We start from the raw sequence: 18,407 nt of genomic DNA, 5'->3' as shown, positions 1-18,407 counted from the left end.
TTTCACAAACAGGTATCACGGTGCTTCCTGTTGTTACATGCTTACTGGAAAACGGTGGTGTCCTTCACGCCCAGCAGGTCGCGCTCGATGAGCATTTCAGCGATCTGCACGGCGTTCAGTGCGGCACCCTTGCGGATGTTGTCGGCAACTACCCACATGTTCAGGCCGTTTTCAATGGTTTCGTCTTCGCGGATACGGCCCACGAAAGTGGCATCTTCACCCGTGGCTTCAATGGCCATGGGGTAGATCTTTTCCTTGGGGTTATCCAGCACGGTAATGCCGGGCGCCTGCGTCAGGATGGCGCGAGCCTGCGCGGGAGTGAGCTTCTTTTCCGTTTCAATGTTCACGGATTCGCTGTGACCGTAGAACACGGGAATGCGCACTGCAGTGGCAGTAACCTTGATGCTCTCGTCGCCCATGATCTTCACGGTTTCGTGAACCATCTTCATTTCTTCCTTGGTGTAGTCGTTATCAAGGAAGACATCGATGTGCGGCAGCGCGTTGAACGCGATCTGATAGGGATACACCTTGGGTTCGGGCTGCTGCATGTTGAACAGCTGACGAACCTGGCTTTCCAGCTCGTCAATGGCCTTCTGGCCGGTGCCGGAAACCGCCTGATAGGTGGAGACCACAACGCGCTTGATCTTTGCGGCATCGTGCAGGGGCTTGAGCGCCACAACCATCTGGATGGTGGAACAGTTGGGGTTGGCAATGATACCGTTGTGCCACTCCAGATCCTGCGGGTTCACTTCAGGCACGACCAGCGGGCAACGCTTGTCCATGCGCCATGCGCTGGAGTTGTCCACAACCACGCAACCGGCCTTGGCGGCAAAGGGCGCAAATTTTTCAGAGGTGGAACCACCGGCGGAAAAGATGGCGATATCAACGCCTTCAAAGGATTCTTCAGTGAGTTCCTGCACGGTCAGTTCGGTACCGTTGAAGGGAACCCGGGTACCCGCAGAACGGGCAGAGGCAAGGGCAATAACCTTGTGAGCAGGAAACGCGCGCTGCTCAAGCGTCTTCAGCATTTCACGGCCCACGGCACCTGTCGCGCCGACAACGGCCACGACCAACTTTTCTTTGCTCATTGGATCATATCTCCTTGATCGCACTCAAATCACTAACCTCGGAATGTCGGACATTCCCGCATCCCTTGCCTTTTCGCTGCCAGAGTCCGCCAACTCCGGCCAACGTCGAAAACACGCCGCAGGGCCACCTTGCGGCTCACCGGCCTGTCCGCCGCCAAACGGACAAACCTGAAATTCGTGCCGGACTAAACCACGCCCTTTGACTTGAGCAGGGCGCCCATGATCTTGTCCGTACCATTGATGTGCCTGAACCACCAATCCGTCAGGTAATCAAGCAACTCCGGAGTGATGCCGGTACCCTTATCCAGATACTCCAGCAGAAAGTTCACACCGGTGGTAAAAAATTCTCTATGCTGCTGCATGTGCTCATCATAATTGGGCATATCATCAACATACGGAGCCATGTACCTGCGTTCGGTGGCAAAGTGCTTCTGGGCGTAGTCGTTCACCTTGTTGATGAGGTCGGCCAGAATCTCGTGGTCCTTGCCGTCCATATACGCGTAGTACAGGGAATTGATGATCCCGGTCAGTTCCGCATGCTGCTCGTCGATTTCCTTCACGCCCACGCTCATTTCCGGCGTCCATTCAAACGTCCCCATACATTCTCCTTGGCACTGACGGTATTATGCGGGCCTCTCCGAAGGGAGATCCATGCGCGACAGCATCGTACAGCATAGGCCATAGCGACGGCAAAGACAATGTCAATGATACCCCCGCAGCACTGGAAATGCCTGTTTTTTCCATCGCCGCACATACATGGACATCAGAAACGGCGGATGAGAACCACCCCGCACACAAGCAAGGCCACCCCTACAAACCGCATCATGGAAAGCGGGCGCTCCGCATAGCCCAGCAAGCCAAAATGGTCGAGGCTCACCGAGGCGATCATCTGCCCTGCAATGACAAGCCCCACCATGGTTGCCGCGCCGAGACGCGGAGCAAGAAAGGTGACCACGGTCACGAACACGGCACCGAGCAGCCCGCCTATCCAGTGCCACCACTGGGTGGTAGACCCCGCAAGGGACGGAAACGGAACGCGGGCGGCAACGCAGTAGGCAACGAGCGCCGCCGTGCCGACAGAAAAGGAAACGAGTGAAGCCAGTGCGGGATGCTTTGCCCAGTGCAGTTGCAGCTGTGCGTTTATGCCTGCCTGTGTGGGGAGCGTGGCTCCGGCCAGCAGCGCCAGCCCGATAAGAAACAAGGCGTTCATTATGCCTCCTGCGCCTGTGCGGCGTATTGTACGTGTTGCAGGTCGTCCACAATGGCTATGTCCGCTTCCAGAAAGGGCATGGACATGGCCTGCGCATGGGTGAACCAGCCAATCTCGTGGCCTTCCAGCGGAAGCAGGTCGCCGCTGTAGTCCGTGATATGGAAGAAGTGCAGCGTCACGGTCAGTTCCGGGTATTCATGGCGCACTTCGCGCCAGTATTCCCATGCAGTGGGGATGATATTCATCTCCTCCGCAAATTCGCGCACCAGCGCATGGTCAGCAGATTCCCCCGGCTCTATCTTGCCGCCGGGAAATTCCCAGAACCCTGCGAACGGTTTGCCTTCCGGCCGTTTTGCGGCGAGAAAACGCCCTTTGTTCCAGACAATGCCGGCGACGACAGTGATATGCTTCATGACTTTAGTATCGGGTAAAGATAACGACGAATTCGTTTTTTGAAAGGTTTTCTCGGCAGGATTTTCACCGGACCTTGTATGCAATCGGCGCAGACTCTTTGCCACCGCATGCTCTACACATTCAAATGGCCCGCAGGATGAATCACGACTCACCTAGCTTACACCCGCTAAAAGCAGTATCTGCCACTGATTGCACCACCAGCCCCAAACCAAGGGGCCCGCTTACCCCCAAACGCCCACCGCTTCGTGCCGATTGGAAGCGCTTCGCTTCCACGGCAGGACGAAACACCGATCAACGGACAGCAGGGGCGAGGCAGGGGGAGTCCAGAGGGGGCCTTGCTAAGGGGCTGCAAGCCCCGGCTGAGGCCCCTTCTGGTCCTGCTGAAGGCAGCAAAAGGAAGTCCAAGCCTGAACGTAATGCAGTCGGTGAATGTTCATGCAAGACAGAACCAACCAGCCTTGCAATTCCATCCCACCCCTTCCCTAAATAACATCATCCACAAGCGCGGCCTTGCGAGCCTCCAACTCATTGATGACCACCTCAAGCTCACCCATCTTTTCCATAAGCTCTTCACCCTTGGCCTGCAGCGCATGAAACCGCTTGAGCAGATCAGACGCCTTGCCGGAATCGGCATACACGGCAGGATCAGCAAGCATGGCTTCCACTTCGCCCTGCTCTTCCAGCGAGGCTTCAAATTCCTTTTCCAGCTTGGCAAAGGCTTCCTGCTTGGGCTTGAGTTCCTTATAAATGGTATTACGCAACTCCGCCTGCTGGCGTTTGATGCGCTTCTGCTCATCACGGCTCAAACCACCGCCACGCGCTGCATCCGCATCCTTGCCGGCAGCCTCGGACGCAAGCTGACGACGCGCCTTGTCGTATTCCTCGAAGCCGGATTCGTAGACAGTAAACCCGTTCTCATCCAGCGACCATACCTGATCAGCCACGGAAGAAAGCAGATAGCGGTCATGCGCCACCATGAAGATGGTGCCGTCAAAGGCATCCAGCGCTTCCACCAGCGCTTCGCGCGATTCAAGATCAAGATGGTTGGTGGGTTCGTCCAGCACCAGAAAGTTGCTGCGCGAAAGGAACAGCGTGGCCAGCAGCAGACGGCTCTTTTCGCCACCGGAAAGCGTGCTCACCTGCCGGTCGAAAAAGCTCTGCCCGAGCATGAACAGACCCAGCACGGACATGAGTTCTTCTTCTGTGGTACGCGGGTCAGACAGGCGGCGGATTTCGCCAAGCGCCGTGCCGGAGGCGTTCAGAATGTCCAGCTGATGCTGGCTGTAATACCCCATGCGAACCTTGGAACCCATGACCACGTTGCCGCCGTCCTTTTCCAGCCTGCCCGCAATGAGCTTGAGCAACGTGGACTTGCCGCAGCCGTTATGGCCGACCAGCGCCACACGCATGTCGCGATACAGCTGAAAATCAAGGTTCGGCCACAGTCGCGTGCCGTCGTCAAAGCTGTAGTCCAGCCCCACCACACTCAGCACGGTCTTGTCCGCCTGCACCGGCTCGGGCCACTTGAAGGCAAGGGTTCTGCGCTTGGCTTCCACCTGAATGCTTGAAAGCTCCTTCTCCAGCCGGGCAGCCATCTTCTGCTTGGAACCGGCCTGCCGCGCCTTGGAAGCCTTGGCCTTGAAGCGGCGCACAAAGTCCATCTTGCGCTCTATCTCGCCTGCCAGACGCTGCTGCTCGCGCACCTTCTGCGCTTCTATCTCATCCTGCAGGGCAAGGAACTGCGTAAAGTTGCCTTTGCGGAACATGGGCTTGGAAGCGCCGAGATACAGCACGTGTGTGCCTATCTTGTCCATGAACACACGGTCATGCGCCACGAAAACCAGCACGCCCGTGTATTCCAGCAGAAAATTCTCAAGCCATTCCACAGCTTCCAGATCAAGGTGGTTGGTGGGTTCGTCCAGCAGCAGCACATCGGCCCCCGCGGTGAGCACACGGGCCAGCTTGGCGCGTTCACGCCAGCCGCCGGAAAGCTGCCCGATGGACATATGCCACTTGCGCTCGGCAAACCCGAGGCCGGAAAGCACCGTCTTGGCGCGATGCTCCGGATTATGCCCGTAAATCTGCTCCAGCTCCGCCTGCCGCGCCCCCAGCGTCTTCAGGGCGCTTTCGTCGCCCGCCTCGGTGGCTACTTCCCACTTCGCCCAGAAATCGTTCCAGTCGGGCAGCACTTCCAGCACCCATGTGAGCAGGGGCGTTTCCAGCAGGTTCTCATCCATTTCCTGCGCCACGTAGCCCAGACGGCATTCCTTGGGCATGGATACCTTGCCCCCGTCGGAGGAGGTAACACCCGCGATGAGCTTGATCAGGGTGGATTTGCCGCAGCCGTTGGGTCCGCACACACAAAGGCGCACGCCGGACTGTATCTCGAGCGAAAAGTTGGCGAACAGGTCATGCCCGCCATAGGTCTTGGTCAGATTCTGTATATTGATATTCATGAATAGCCTCTTGAAGATGCTTGCGCATACCAGAACCCGCGCCGATTGGCTAGACGCGCGCGTCCGGTCTCCCCCCTGCCCCCATACGCAAGTCCAACCCGCTGACCTGGCATACGGCCCTTGCCACCCTTACGATGGGTGCCGAAGCCGAGCCCGGAGACGTCGAAAACTGGCCCTCTTTTTGCAAATCCTTTTGCACGCGGCCTGCGCCGCAAGGAGGATTTCCATGCAAGACAGTATGTACAGCGCCCTGTTCGGAGCGCTCACAAACGAGCACCGTCTCAACAGTATTACCAATAATCTCGCCAACGTGAACACCACTGGATACAAGAAGGACCAACTCGCCTTCAAGGACACCTTCATCATGTTCGCTCATGACCAGATCATGGAGCCTGTGGCAACGGTGCGGTCAAAAAAGCTGTTTCCGGAGCCTATCCACATTGCCAAGCCCCGCCTTGCCGTCTCTCAGACGGACTTCTCGCAGGGCAGCATGAAAATGACCGGAGACTCGCTGGACGTGGCCCTGCATGGGGAGGGGTTCTTCAAAGTACAGACACCCGACGGGGACTACGTGACCCGCAACGGACATTTCCGTCAAACTGCTGACGGTTTGCTTGTAACGGAGCAGGGCTGGCCCGTGCTCGGCAACGGCGGGCAGATCACCATTCCGCCCAACGCAAAAGTTTCCATCAATGAGGCAGGGCAGATCTTCAACGGCGACGAGCTCATCGACCAATTGCAGGTCGTCACCTACGAAGATCTCAACGTGCTCGAAAAACGGGGAAGAAACCTGTTCCAGCCCCGTCCCGGCCAGCAGCCTGCGGAACTCCCTCCGCAGGGAACCACAGTGGCACAGGGCTTTCTTGAAGCCGCCAACGTGGAGGTCGTAACGGAAATGGTGAACATGATTGAAGCTCAGCGCCAGTTCGAGGCGTACACCAAGGTAATGCAAAGCACCGACTCGCTGGACAAGGAAGCCATCCAGCGCGTTTCCAAGGCACGGGCATAACGCCCGCAGGAGGATACCGTCATGATGCGCTCTCTCTGGACAGCAGCCTCGGGCATGGTCGCCCAACAGCTGAATATCGATGTCATATCGAACAACCTTGCCAACGTGAACACGGTGGGCTTCAAGAAAAGCCGCGCCGAGTTCGAAGACCTGATGTATCAGACCCTGAAGATCGCAGGGTCGGTATCGGGCGACAACAACCGCATTCCCACCGGCATTCAGGTGGGTATGGGTGTGCGCCCCACCACCGTGCACAAGTTCTTCTCGCAGGGTGATTATCAGAACACCAGCAACCCGCTCGACCTTGCCATTGAAGGCGAAGGATTCTTTCAGGTGGATGTGAACGGCGAGTCCATGTACACCCGCGCGGGCGCATTCAAGCTCAACGCCGACGGCACCGTTGTAACGGCCAACGGCTACGTGCTGCAGCCCCAGTTCACCGTGCCTGCGGAAACCAAGAACATCGCCGTTTCCGAAACCGGCTACATTGCCGCGCTGGACAGCAACGGCGCTGAACTGGCCTCTGCCAACATCCCGCTCTACACCTTTGTCAACAATGCCGGTCTCGATGCCCGCGGCCGCAACCTCTATACCCCCACAGAGGCCTCCGGTGCAGCAACCGAAGGCGTGCCCGGCACTGATAACGTGGGCACCATCTCCCAGGGCTTCCTTGAAATGTCCAACGTGGAAATCGTGGATGAAATGGTCAACATGATCGTGGGTCAACGCGCCTACGAAATGAACTCCAAGGCCATTCAGACATCTGACTCCATGCTGCAGATGGCAGTGCAGCTCAAGCGCGGCTAGCCCTGACCTGAGCAGGTAATAGAAGGATTCATGATGAGAACACTCGGGCACACCATACACCTTACGGCACTGACCGCGCTCATGGCGGTCGTGCTGGCGTTTGCCGCAACCGCGGTGCACGCGCAGGTGGATGCCGACTGGCGTATTCACATCCGCGATGCCGCTGTGGTGGCGGGCGATCGCGTGAAGCTGGGCGAAATTGCCGATCCTGTCGGCAAAATATCTCCCCGCAACTGGGATAAACTGGCCGCGATGCAGCTGTGGTCCTCCCCTCCCAAGCCGGGGCAGCCCATGACCATCAGCAGGCACCGCCTGCGCAAGGAACTTTCCAAGTACATCGGCGCGGCTGCAGACCTTGCGGTCTACCCGTCTTCCATCGCCATCCAGCAGGGCGGCTCGGTCATCCGGCAGGATGAACTGAACACCCTCGTCGTCAGTTCATTGACACGCTACACGGCAACCATAAGCGGTGAAACCAGCGTGCGCGACATTCAGCTGCCCGCGTTCGTCTTTCTGCGCGACCGCATGAACAGGCTGGAAATGGAACCGCCAACGTCCATGGAGCCGGGCCAGTTCACCATACGCCTGCGCGAAGTCACCGCCACGGGCGATCTGGTCCGCCGTATCACGGGCGGCGCCATGCTCGACCAGTGGGCCACGGTACCCTGCGCCGCGATTCCCCTGAACAGGTTCGACAACATCACGCCTGAATCCGTCACCTTTGTCCGCAAGAATCTCGCATATGTAAACGGCGACATATGGAACGGCAAAGGCGGCCCATGGCGCATGCTGCGTTCCATAGGTACGGGCTCGGTCATCTACCAGAGCGATCTGGAGATGACCCCCATGCTGCTCAAGGGCAGCCGGGTCGAGCTGATCTACATGGGCAAGACCCTGCGGCTGAGCGTTCCCGTTGAGGCCATGACAGATGGCAAACCGGGCGACCTCATCCCGGTCCGCAATTTGCAAAGCAAGAAAGAAGTATACGCCACCGTCCGCGATGCGAATACGGTGATCATCCAGAGATAACGGGCAGAGCGCCAAACGCCTGCTCCGCCGGGGAATCCGGCCCACGAGGTGGACCATGAACAACCGCACAAATACCGTCAGCATATTGGCTTCGGCCGGAACATCGGCCCGGCAGACCCTTGCGGGGGCTCTGCTTATTGCCATGCTGGCAAGCCAGCTTGCAGGCTGCCAGGCTGCCAAGGAAAAACCGGCCCCCATTCCCCCCGTCATGCCGGCACCCGTGTCCATGACGCCGGAGGAAAAAGCCGCGAATCCCGGCTCCCTTTTTGACGATGCCGAAGCCAACTACCTGTTTTCCGACAACCGCGCCCGCCGCGTAGGCGATATCGTGCTGGTCAACATCGTGGAAACCACCACTGCCAAGAACAAGGCGGAGACATCCACCGAAAAGGAATCTGCCATCAATCTCGGCGTGAGCAACTTCTTCGGCACCCCCGGGCAGATGACCATGGGTCCCGTGACTATTCCCGGCGCCGTGGGCGCCACTCCCATGGTCAAGGCTTCTTCCACCTCGTCGTTCGACGGCAAGGGCGAAACCAAGCGCGAAAACACCTTCACGTCCACCATCGCCTGCCGCGTCATCAAGGTGCTGCCCGGCGGCCTGCTGGAAGTGGAAGGCGCACGTGAAACCCGTGTGAATGAAGAAACCCAGTACATCGTTATCAGCGGCCTTGTGCGCACCGCCGATGTGGAAGCCGATAACTCAGTAAAATCCACGCAGCTCGCCAATGCCCGCATCGCCTACTACGGCGAAGGTGCCGTGGCGGACAAGCAGAAGCCCGGCTGGTTCGTCCGACTCATGGACAACGTCTGGCCCTTCTAGTGTTGACGGAGCAATATACATGAAAGCCATTACCCGCACTCTGCCCCTTACCCCCGCATGGTGGCTGTCCGCCCTGCCCCTGCTGGCGCTGACCGTCGCCCTGGTGCTGACGTTCGTTTTTCCGCCTGCAGCCAACGCAGTGCGCATCAAGGACATCGCCACCTTCGGCGGCGTACGCGACAACCAGCTCGTGGGATACGGGCTCGTGGTCGGTCTCAGCGGTACGGGCGACGGCAAGTCATCCACCTTCACCATCAATTCCATGGCCAACATGCTCGACAAGCTCGGGGTGAGTGTTGACCGCACCGCCCTGAAGCCCAAGAACGTGGCCGCCGTGATGGTCACCGCCAAGATGCCTGTTTCCGCGCAGCCCGGCTCGCAGCTTGATGCAACCGTATCCAGCATCGGCGATGCCTCAAGCCTGCTCGGCGGCGTGCTGCTCGTCACCCCCCTCAAGGGGATAGACGGCAAGGTCTACGGGCTGGCGCAGGGGGCTCTCGCGCTCGGCGGTTTTTCCGCATCCGGCGCTGCCGCTTCCGCCCAGAAGAACATCACCACCGTGGGCATCATCCCCAACGGTGCAACGGTTGAGCGCGGTGTTCCCTTCCAGTTCAACAATCAGGACTCCCTTACCCTGCACATGAACACGCAGGACTTCTCCACCACCCAGCAGGTTGTGGAACGCCTGAACGAAACCATTGGCGGCGACTTTGCCAGCGCATCCGACATTTCCACCATCCGCCTGCGCATTCCTCCGGAATACCAGAGCAACCTCGTGCCGCTCATGGCGAGCATCGAAAATATCCAGATCACGCCTGACAACAAGGCCAAGGTAGTGGTCGACGAAAAGACCGGCACCGTGGTTGTGGGACGCGATGTACGCATATCCCGCGTAGCCATAGCCCACGGCTCACTGCAGATCGTGGTGCAGGAAAGCGCGCAGGTTTCGCAGCCCGGCGCCTTCAGCCCCGGCCAGACGGTTGTGACCCCGCAGACCGACATCGCCGCGCGTGAAGAAAACAAGCGCCTTGTCCTTGTGGAAGGTGCCACCCTGCAGGAACTGACCGACGGCCTTAATGCCATCGGCGCGACCCCCCGCGACCTTATCTCCATCCTCCGCGCCCTGAAGGCAGCCGGTGCGCTGCATGCGGAGCTTGAGGTGATCTAGCATGAGCAACCCCCTCGACACACAGGTGCTCAACGCACGCATGAGCGGACAGGACCTGATCCGCCGCAAGCAGGAAATAGACTCCCTGCGCCAGCGCCTTGCCGATCCTAATGCAAAGGACAAGAAGCTGCGTGAGGCCGTTGAGGGGTTTGAAGCCATTTTCGTGCAGAAGATATGGCAGCAGATGCGTGCCAACGTCCCGAAGGAAGGCTACCTGCACAGCAAGGACGAGGAATTCTGGCAGGGCATGTTCGATCAGGAACTGTCCAAGAAGCTCACAGCGGCCGGCGGCATCGGTCTTTCCGACATGCTGTACGAACAGTTGCAGAACAAGCTGGGTGATGCGAGCAGAACCACGGCCCCCAGCCGTGTGAACTCCCCCATGCCCCTTGAACCCCTGCGCGCTGCAGATCGCCCTGCCCCGGCTGCGGACAAGCCTGCGGAGAGCGTTTACGACGAAGACCCTCTGTATACCCCGCTTGAACAGAACGGGGCACAGCAACCTGTCGTACCGCTGCAGCCCGGCGCACAGCAGAAGCACCCTGCGCACCAGCAGGGCGCAGCAGCAGGCGTGGACACTTCTGCAAACGTTTCAGTGAACACTTCGGCGAACGCTTCGGCAGTCCGCTCCCGTGACCTGGGCGAAGACACCATGCCCGTTTCAGATGAAAACGCTCCCGAGTTCCGCAGCAGACGTGGTGCCGTACCACCCCAGTTTTCCGCGCAGGACGGAGAGGCCATGAGCAGAGTCGAACGGCTCGCCAAGACCATCGTCAATGACGCAAAGGAAGCAGAGACGGTGGAGCAGGCATACAAGCCTTCCGGCGGCGGTCTTGAACGTCCCGAAATCTTGTCGCGGCCCGTGTCCACACGCCTGCGTTCCAGCTCCGGTGTCGGTGGCCCCATCAACCGTGATCCGGACATGGGCATGCTCAACTGGCCCCTGCCCGGCCGCATCACCTCGGACTTCGGCTGGCGCAAGGACCCCTTCACAGGCGGTCGGGAATGGCATGCTGGCGTGGATATCGCCGGTGACGTGGGTGATCCCATCGCCGCCGCATGGGACGGCAAGGTAGTATTTGCAGGCGAACATGAAGGCTACGGCAACCTCGTGGTGCTGCAGCATGAAGGCGGCTGGCAGAGCTATTACGGCCATGCCAGCAAATTGACCGTGCAGGCGGGTGACGAAATCCGCTCCGGCAGGAAAATTGCAGAAGTAGGAAGCACAGGCCGCTCAACGGGCCCGCACCTGCACTTCGAAATCCGTCAGGGCGAGCTCGCTTGGAACCCCGAGCAGGTCAGAAACCGCCTGTTGGCGGGACTTTCTGTAGGACGCCGCAGCTAACGGAGGCACCCCATGTTCGAATATACACACGGAAATCTTGTCCGCCAGTTTAAGGGAATGCAGGTACTCGAGCTGTTGATCGAGGAAGAGTTTGCCCAGCTGCGGAACAACAAGCCGCAGGAAATTACCGCTACGGAGTTCGCCATTCATGAACTCATGCGTCAGCTTGCCGTGGAACGCCTTGAACTGCGCAAGATGCTCGGCGGCAAACGCCTGAGCGAAGTAATGCCCATACTCTCCGAAGAGCAGCAGGCCGTACTGAACGCCCAGCTCGCAGAGCTTGATGCGCTTGAGCAGCGTTGCGCCCGCCAGGCTTCCGTGAACGCCAAGCTTGCGCTCGCGCTGCACGACCAGAGCCAGTCTCTCCTCGATTACATTCAGGAGCAGATCAGGCCCAAGAATCAGAATACCTACGGCAAGAAAGGCCGGTACGCCCAGACACGTCCCGAAGCCACCCTTATTCAGGGCCGGTTATAGGAGAGGTCTTCCATGAGCGGTCTTACATCCCTGCTTAACATAGGCAACAGCGCGCTGTTTGCCTCCCAGAGCGCCATTCAGGTCACAGGCAACAACATTGCCAACGTGAATACCACCGGTTATTCGCGTCAGGCCGTGCGTTTTGAGGAAGGCATATCCATAGACAGCCGTCCGGGCCAGCTTGGAACCGGAGCCAAGGCGGCGGAAGTTTATCGCTATTTCAACAAGTTCGTGGAAGAACAGTTCAACGACCGCAACGCCATTTACAAGCGCTGGGACACCCAGCAGGAAGTGCTGAAGAGCGTGGAAAGCCTGTTCAACGAGGCCAACTCCGAAGGTCTGAACGCCATGATGAACCAGTTCTTCAAGGACTGGCAGGAACTGGCGAAACGCCCCGACGATGACGCCGTGCGCGAAGCCCTGCTCGCCCACACCGAAAACATGCTCATGCTCTTTCATGACACGGACCAGAATCTGCAGAGCATGCAGAGTCAGATGGACGACTTCATCAAGCAGGAAGTGACGAGCGTTAACGACCTCATCACCCGCATTGCCGATCTGAACAAGGAAATTCAGATCCACGACATTCCGGGTTCCAACAACGCCAACACTCTGCTCGACCAGCGCAACCAGCTGGTGCGCGAACTGGCTGAAAAGATGGACGTGGATGTCATAGACAACGGCAGCGGCGACTTTACCGTGAACACCAAGGCCGGCCACACGCTCGTGGACGGCGGCGAGGCGTTTGCCATCGATTTCACCGGCCCTGCAAGCTACAAGTCCCTGAATCCGGCTTCCTCTTTTGACGGCAGCATCGGCTTCGACGGTCAGGACGAATACGAATACACCGTGGAAGTGATGCAGTCCGGCACCATAACCAGCAACGCCGGTTCAGGCGCTGCCATGTTCCGTGTCTCTCTCGACGGCGGCCGCACGTGGATGAAGGATGAAAACGGCAACGACAAACTGTTTGCCGCCCGCCCCGAATCCGACAAGGTGAACGTACAGGGCATAGACATCTATTTCAATGCAGGTACGCAGGACCTGACCAAGGGTGACACCTTCACCGTGGTTCCCAAGAACCATCTGAAGTGGATATCACCCACAACGGAAGACCTGAACATCACGCCGCAGTCGTTTCTTGACGGCACCGATAACTCACGGCGTCTTACCGGCGGGTCCATCACCGGCTATTTCGCCCTGCGCGACTTCAACATAGGCCGCTACCGCGAACGGCTCGATTCCTTAAGCGAATCCATCGCGTGGGAAGTGAACCGCCTGCACAGTCAGGGTGGCGGAGAAAACCCGCTGAGCAACCTGTATGGTACCTACAGCGTGGACAAGACTGACCAGCCGCTGAGTTCTCCCAGTTCCGGCCTGCATTACGGCAACCGGCTGGCAGAAGGCAACGTCACCGTCTATGCATACGACACGAGCACGGGAGAGCTGGCATCCTCCGCCTCGTTCGGTCCGCTGGACTTTGACCCGGCAACGCCCGGCATTCAGAATTTCGACCCCGATGTCCACTCGCTGGAAGACGTGCGCGATGCCTTCAACAATTCCATGGGCAACTATCTTACGGCGAGCATTCAGGACAACAAGCTGGTGCTCAATTCCAAGAGCGGCTACGCCTTCCAGCTCGGTACGGATACGTCCGGCCTGAGCGCGGCACTGGGACTGAACACCTTCTTCAAGGGTGAATCCGCCGCAACCCTCGCCATACGGGACGACGTGCGGCAGAATTCCTCGCTCATCAACGCAGGCAGCGTGAACGGCGGGGCAGAAGCCAACGACGGTGACAACAAGACAGCGCTTGCCATCGGGCAGTTGAAGGACAAGGACGTGCGCATCGACACCGCATTCGAAACTTCCTCCAACCAGACGCTGCAGGAATATTACAACTCGCTGGTGGGCACTGTGGGTGCTGACACGGCAAACGCCAAGTTCAACTCCATGTTCAACCAGACCCTGGCCAAGGACCTGAACGAACGCCAGAACGAAGTGGCGGGCGTGAACCTCGATGAAGAAATGAGCAATCTGATCAAATTCCAGCATTCCTACAAGGCAGCGGCGAAGCTTATCACCACTGCCGATCAGATGATGCAGACCGTTCTCGGCCTGAAGAACTAACACCGCGAGCGGAAGGGGACGCGTTATGGCAGTCAGAGTATCACAACGCAGCATGTTCACGAGCTTCGTGAACAACATGAATACGTCGCTTGCCGACCTCATGGATTCCAACATCCAGGCCTCCAGCCAGAAGCGCATCAACAAGCCTTCGGATGACTCCATCGGCACGGCGCGGGTCATGAACTACCGCGACTCCATCGCCGGCATCAGCCAGTACAAGAAGAATATTGATACGGCAAAAAGCTGGCTCAACCTTGCGGACCAGACCCTCACGCAGGTGAACACCCTCCTCACCCGCATGAAGGGGCTTGCCGAACAGGCAGCCACCGGCACGCTGGATGCCAACAACCGCGAGCAGATCAGCTTCGAACTGCGCCAGCAGTACGAACAGCTCATCAACCTTGCCAACACCCAGTACGAGGGGCGTCATATTTTTGCCGGTCACAAGACCGACGAGCCCGCCTTTGTGCAGGGGCTGAATCTTACGTCCAACGATACGGTCTTTTCCAACGGCAGCTTCTCCATTACCGGATCGGCTTCCAAGACCATGCTCGTGCAATTCACCAGCAATGCGACCATCGGCGGAGCCGGTGCCGTTCCGCTGCGCTATTCTCTTGATGCAGGGCGCACATGGCAGAACGGGTCCATTCCCGCAGGCGACAACCGCCTGAGTATAAACGGCGTGCAGGTTACCTTCCAGAACGGAACCGCCGTGCAGGCCGTGGATACGACCAACGTGCACGAAACCCTGAGCAACGGCAGCATGAACGGAACGTGGCTCTACATCCGCCCCACGGCCGTCTATCAGGGGGACGACAACGACCTGCCGCCAAGCATCATGCACTATGGTTCGGCTCCCGTCACGGCATCTGCCACGGGTGTCTTCTCGCAGGACATCACGGTGCGCATAGACAATTCCAATGCCAGCATGACAGGGCCCATCGAGTATTCGTACAGTCTGGATAACGGCAACACATGGGTTACGGGCAATACCGCATCCGATACCACCACATCGAACAGTGCCTCACTGATCATTCCGGGCGGCTTCCTTGTGCTTTCGGGCAGCAATGCAAGTCTCAACGGTGCGCAGAACCAGCAGTTCATCGTCAAACCCCACCGCGGCGACGTGAAGTTCGAAATAGCCCAGCGCGAGACCATTACGGTCAACAGCATCGGCAAGGATGTTTTCGGCGGTGTCTATACAAGTCCGGGCGACACCACTGCCTCACCCGCGTTTGACGGCAGCGGCAAGAACCTTTTCGAAACCGTGGGCAGGCTCATCGGATACATGGAGTCCAACAACCAGAGCGGCATACAGCGCGCGCTGAAAGATCTGGATACGGCCAGTTCGCATATCATGACCCAGGCCGCGTCAGTCGGCGGCCGTGAAAACAGGCTTGAGGTTGCCGGTAACGTTCTTACGACCATTGAACTGGACGAAAAGGCAAGAATGAGTAATATTGAGGACATTGATGTCGCAGAGCTGATGACCAAGCTCGCGCAGCAACAACTTGTATACAACAGTGTGCTCAAGTCTTCCGCGCAGATCATGCAGATGAACCTTTCAAACTTCATTTAACGTCTATGCTCATTCTTACCCGGCGCCCGGGCGAAAGCCTGCACTTGGGCGACAACATAAAAATCACGGTGCTGAGCGTGCAGGGCAAGCAGATCAAGCTTGGTCTTGAAGTGCCCGGCGACATGACCGTGTACCGGGAAGAAGTTTATCTCCGAGTCAAGGAACAAAACCGTCTGGCCCTCGAAACGAGTGACGCGGACCTTCTGGCAGCTACCCAGTTATGGCACGGCAAAACGAAAAAATAGTTCAGACACGCCTCGGCAAACAGGTGGTCTCCTTGGATAAGATTATTTACTTTCCACGGGGCATCATGGGCTTTGAGGACAAGCACGAGTTCACGCTTCTTCAACTGAAGGACGGATCTCCCTTTCTTGTATTGCAGAGCATGGATGACCCCCGGCTGGGATTGCTGGTGGCAGATCCCTACAGTTTTCTCGAGGATTACCCCATACGCGTGGGCGAGGCCGAACAGAAGCTGCTGAGACTGCAGAACATCCGGCAGGTGGCCGTGCTGGTCACAGTGAGTATTCCCAAGGGAGAGCCGGAAAAAACGGCGCTCAACCTCACCGGCCCCATTCTCATCAACCATCAGGCCAAGCTCGGCCTGCAGGTGCCGCAGGTGGACGGCAAATTCCCCAATCAGGTTTACCTGCACATGCCGCAGGAATAGCAATTTCCCTTATACGCAGATAAGCCCTGTCGAATCCGGCAGGGCTTTTTTCATGGACGTTGCAAGGTAACGCACGTTGTATGGTTGCGAGCGTTGCATGACAGTTGACGTTGCATGGCATCACTCCAGCGGTACAGGGCAGCAACCGGTCAGGTGGAAGAGCTTCTCTCAGCTCCCCGCATGCACAGCGGGCTGCATGGAGGCTGCATGCCGGACTGCATGGCGGGCAAAGGGCACAAAAAAAGCAGGGTACACCCTGCATCATCCAGAAATATCTCCACCTTTGTCTGGCCGGTCACCGGCCGCAGAAAAGCTTCCGAAGCATGCTTCGGAAGACTTTTCTACTGGAAAAGTTCCACTTCCTCGTTGATCAGCTTTTCAGCTACCCTTCGGCTATCCACCACATAGTCACCCGAATCAACGCGGGCCTTTATGGAGTTCACCTTTTCCTGACGTACGTCAGGGGTATTCAACGCGGTGGTATACGCTTCAGTGCGCAGCTTGGCTTCATTGGACAAGCTCACCCGGTCGCCGGAAGACTGCGCCGCATTATCCGCGCCCCGCTTTCCGCCCTTGGCCTTGGCATTTTCTGCCTTGTCGAGCTTGGCCTGATAAGGATCAAGCGCTTTGAGGTAATTTTTGATTTCCATACGTTCCTCCCCGGGACGTCATGCCCGTCATAACATGGTGGAGTCCACCTTGTCCAAGGAGATGTTCCAGAGCTTCTCCATAATGACCGCTTTCTCGGCTGGCGATACCTCCACCGGTCCCTGGGGTGTTTCCCGGAAAACCTGAAGGTCGAGTTCGGTCGGAGGGTACTTGAAGATCAGGGTCTCGCCCACTTCCTCTTCAAGCTGCTTCTTTATCTCCTGTACAACCAGGTTGTCGCTGCCCGAGAGGAGAAGACTTTCCATCACCTCTCTGGCTATGCGTTCCACCATTATACCTCGTTTCACATCCGGGGGAAGGCTCTCTTCCTCCTCTCCACGCGACAGACGCAGCGCCTGATTATAGCGCGCCAGCCTGCGGGCGGTAACAAGCTGCTTATCGTATTTGAGCAGCATGTTTCGGATGTAAAACGACTTTACGCTCATAACGTTCTCCCCTCATATCCTTTATCGGAATCGTAGAGGAGAACTTTAGGTCCGGACGCAACTTTTTTTCATTTTTTCTCTGAGGGGAGAACTGCGTCCAGCCTCACCCATCTCTTCGGCCCGATATACATAAAGTTTAGGGTTTGCATGAAGATATACCGCCAGCCACCCGCACGGCTGCACAGAGACAGCAAACCTTGCTTCGCACCCGAAAATACGAGATGAAGAACTGCCCCGGCAAACAGAGTGAGCAGGGTCGCAATGGCACGGGATAGATCTTTCTTCCGCTGCCACACCCCGCTGCGCACCCGTTTTTTCCGCAGATACCGCGATCAAGGCAATTGGCCGGAACAGCCCGACAGCCGGCTATACACACAGATGCATCCACAAACAAAGCAGATATCCCCATGAGCCACCCGGTCTATACAGCCACTGTTCCGCTTATTCTTGCTTCCGGTTCACCGAGACGGCGGGACTTCTTCAGCGACCTTGGCCTTGCATTCCGCGTCATCACCGCCCCCGATGCGGAACCGGCTCCGGAATCCGGCGAAGATCCTTCCGACTACGCACGACGTGCGGCACACGCCAAGACCATGCCTGTGGCCATGGATAATCCGGGCTGCTGCACCGTGGGCGCAGATACCATAGTGGTGCTGGGAAACGAGATAATGGGCAAACCTATGGATGACACCCACGCGCTGGACATGCTCTCTCGGCTGGCAGGCGCTACACACGAGGTCATTACGGGCGTCTGCATCGTGCTGCCGGACGGCCGTTCGGTCAGCTTTGCCGTCTCCACCGCCGTAACCATGATACGGCCGCCGCTGGAAGCGCTCATTGCCTACATCCGCACCGGAGAACCCACCGACAAGGCAGGTGCCTACGCCATTCAGGGCATCGGCTCGTTCCTCGTGGAGCGCATAGACGGCTCGTGGTCCAACGTGGTCGGGCTGCCTGTCACCAATGTGCTGGAAGTCTTGTCGGAAATGAGCGTGATTGTTCCGGGGCAGGTCTGACCACCTCTCCTTTTCAGCATATCTTCGCAACTTGTTACGGAGGCACGGGAAACCCCTGTTATCCGACGCAGGCGATATCGGCACACGAGACG

19 protein-coding genes are annotated in these 18,407 nt (G+C 58.1%); 12 read left to right on the top strand and 7 right to left on the bottom strand.

Annotated features, from left to right (window positions below):
* Positions 1–41: 41 nt before the first annotated feature.
* From HUV30_RS03600 to HUV30_RS03580, 5 genes are all read right to left on the bottom strand, one after another.
* Positions 42–1,088 (bottom strand): aspartate-semialdehyde dehydrogenase, encoded by a 1,047-nt coding sequence (locus HUV30_RS03600; protein WP_174404070.1) that lies wholly within the window; start codon positions 1,086–1,088, stop codon positions 42–44.
* A 185-nt stretch (positions 1,089–1,273) separates the two neighbouring features.
* Complete coding sequence (locus HUV30_RS03595) at positions 1,274–1,687, bottom strand: bacteriohemerythrin (RefSeq protein WP_174404069.1); 414 nt, start codon at positions 1,685–1,687, stop codon at positions 1,274–1,276.
* Between the two features lie 164 nt (positions 1,688–1,851).
* Positions 1,852–2,298 carry a DMT family transporter gene (locus HUV30_RS03590; protein ID WP_174404068.1) on the bottom strand — a complete coding sequence of 149 codons (447 nt, stop codon included), beginning with the start codon at positions 2,296–2,298 and terminating at the stop codon, positions 1,852–1,854.
* Positions 2,298–2,711: a (deoxy)nucleoside triphosphate pyrophosphohydrolase gene (locus HUV30_RS03585; protein ID WP_174404067.1), complete on the bottom strand. Its 414-nt coding sequence runs from the start codon at positions 2,709–2,711 to the stop codon at positions 2,298–2,300. The genes HUV30_RS03590 and HUV30_RS03585 overlap by 1 nt, the downstream gene beginning before the upstream one ends.
* Before the next feature lie 483 nt (positions 2,712–3,194).
* Positions 3,195–5,168 carry an ABC-F family ATP-binding cassette domain-containing protein gene (locus HUV30_RS03580; protein ID WP_174404066.1) on the bottom strand — a complete coding sequence of 658 codons (1,974 nt, stop codon included), beginning with the start codon at positions 5,166–5,168 and terminating at the stop codon, positions 3,195–3,197.
* 226 nt (positions 5,169–5,394) lie between these two features.
* Here HUV30_RS03580 and flgF point away from each other — a divergent pair, with 226 nt between their 5' ends.
* The 11 genes from flgF (at position 5,395) to fliW (ending at position 16,205) form a co-directional block, all read left to right on the top strand.
* A complete protein-coding gene (gene flgF / locus HUV30_RS03575; RefSeq protein WP_174404065.1) occupies positions 5,395–6,177 on the top strand; it encodes a flagellar basal-body rod protein FlgF in 783 nt (260 codons plus the stop codon).
* Between the two features lie 21 nt (positions 6,178–6,198).
* The gene (flgG, locus tag HUV30_RS03570; RefSeq protein WP_174404064.1) at positions 6,199–6,984 is read left to right on the top strand and encodes a flagellar basal-body rod protein FlgG; all 786 of its coding nucleotides are present in this window, start codon (positions 6,199–6,201) and stop codon (positions 6,982–6,984) included.
* Positions 6,985–7,014: 30 nt separating this feature from the next.
* On the top strand, positions 7,015–8,013 hold the full coding sequence (flgA, locus tag HUV30_RS03565) for a flagellar basal body P-ring formation chaperone FlgA (RefSeq protein ID WP_174404063.1): 999 nt from the start codon (positions 7,015–7,017) through the stop codon (positions 8,011–8,013).
* Positions 8,014–8,155: 142 nt separating this feature from the next.
* Complete coding sequence (locus HUV30_RS03560; protein ID WP_243452064.1) at positions 8,156–8,836, top strand: flagellar basal body L-ring protein FlgH; 681 nt, start codon at positions 8,156–8,158, stop codon at positions 8,834–8,836.
* Positions 8,837–8,855: 19 nt separating this feature from the next.
* Positions 8,856–10,004 (top strand): flagellar basal body P-ring protein FlgI, encoded by a 1,149-nt coding sequence (locus HUV30_RS03555; protein ID WP_174404061.1) that lies wholly within the window; start codon positions 8,856–8,858, stop codon positions 10,002–10,004.
* Between the two features lies 1 nt (position 10,005).
* Positions 10,006–11,349, top strand: a complete 1,344-nt coding sequence (locus tag HUV30_RS03545) for a peptidoglycan DD-metalloendopeptidase family protein (protein WP_243452057.1) — start codon at positions 10,006–10,008, stop codon at positions 11,347–11,349.
* A gap of 12 nt (positions 11,350–11,361) precedes the next feature.
* The gene (locus HUV30_RS03540; protein WP_174404060.1) at positions 11,362–11,826 is read left to right on the top strand and encodes a flagellar protein FlgN; all 465 of its coding nucleotides are present in this window, start codon (positions 11,362–11,364) and stop codon (positions 11,824–11,826) included.
* A gap of 12 nt (positions 11,827–11,838) precedes the next feature.
* The gene (gene flgK / locus HUV30_RS03535) at positions 11,839–13,956 is read left to right on the top strand and encodes a flagellar hook-associated protein FlgK (protein WP_174404059.1); all 2,118 of its coding nucleotides are present in this window, start codon (positions 11,839–11,841) and stop codon (positions 13,954–13,956) included.
* Positions 13,957–13,981: 25 nt separating this feature from the next.
* The gene (gene flgL, locus HUV30_RS03530; RefSeq protein WP_174404058.1) at positions 13,982–15,535 is read left to right on the top strand and encodes a flagellar hook-associated protein FlgL; all 1,554 of its coding nucleotides are present in this window, start codon (positions 13,982–13,984) and stop codon (positions 15,533–15,535) included.
* A gap of 5 nt (positions 15,536–15,540) precedes the next feature.
* Positions 15,541–15,780 (top strand): carbon storage regulator CsrA, encoded by a 240-nt coding sequence (csrA, locus tag HUV30_RS03525; RefSeq protein WP_174404057.1) that lies wholly within the window; start codon positions 15,541–15,543, stop codon positions 15,778–15,780.
* The gene (fliW, locus tag HUV30_RS03520) at positions 15,756–16,205 is read left to right on the top strand and encodes a flagellar assembly protein FliW (RefSeq protein ID WP_174404056.1); all 450 of its coding nucleotides are present in this window, start codon (positions 15,756–15,758) and stop codon (positions 16,203–16,205) included. Before csrA ends, fliW begins: the two co-directional genes overlap by 25 nt.
* Positions 16,206–16,546: 341 nt before the next feature.
* Here the strand turns inward: fliW and flgM are convergent, their stop codons facing one another.
* A complete protein-coding gene (gene flgM / locus HUV30_RS03515; protein ID WP_174404055.1) occupies positions 16,547–16,855 on the bottom strand; it encodes a flagellar biosynthesis anti-sigma factor FlgM in 309 nt (102 codons plus the stop codon).
* Between the two features lie 27 nt (positions 16,856–16,882).
* Positions 16,883–17,299 (bottom strand): DVU0524 family FlgM-associated protein, encoded by a 417-nt coding sequence (locus HUV30_RS03510; RefSeq protein ID WP_174404054.1) that lies wholly within the window; start codon positions 17,297–17,299, stop codon positions 16,883–16,885.
* Positions 17,300–17,706: 407 nt separating this feature from the next.
* Between HUV30_RS03510 and HUV30_RS03505 the strand changes: the two genes are divergently transcribed.
* A complete protein-coding gene (locus HUV30_RS03505) occupies positions 17,707–18,315 on the top strand; it encodes a Maf family nucleotide pyrophosphatase (protein ID WP_174404053.1) in 609 nt (202 codons plus the stop codon).
* Positions 18,316–18,407 lie beyond the last annotated feature (92 nt).

It is taken from the genome of Desulfovibrio subterraneus, assembly GCF_013340285.1.
Classification (GTDB): domain Bacteria; phylum Desulfobacterota; class Desulfovibrionia; order Desulfovibrionales; family Desulfovibrionaceae; genus Halodesulfovibrio; species Halodesulfovibrio subterraneus.
The sequence above is the reverse complement of the archived record's forward strand: the minus strand, read 5'-3'. Positions and strand labels throughout refer to the sequence as shown.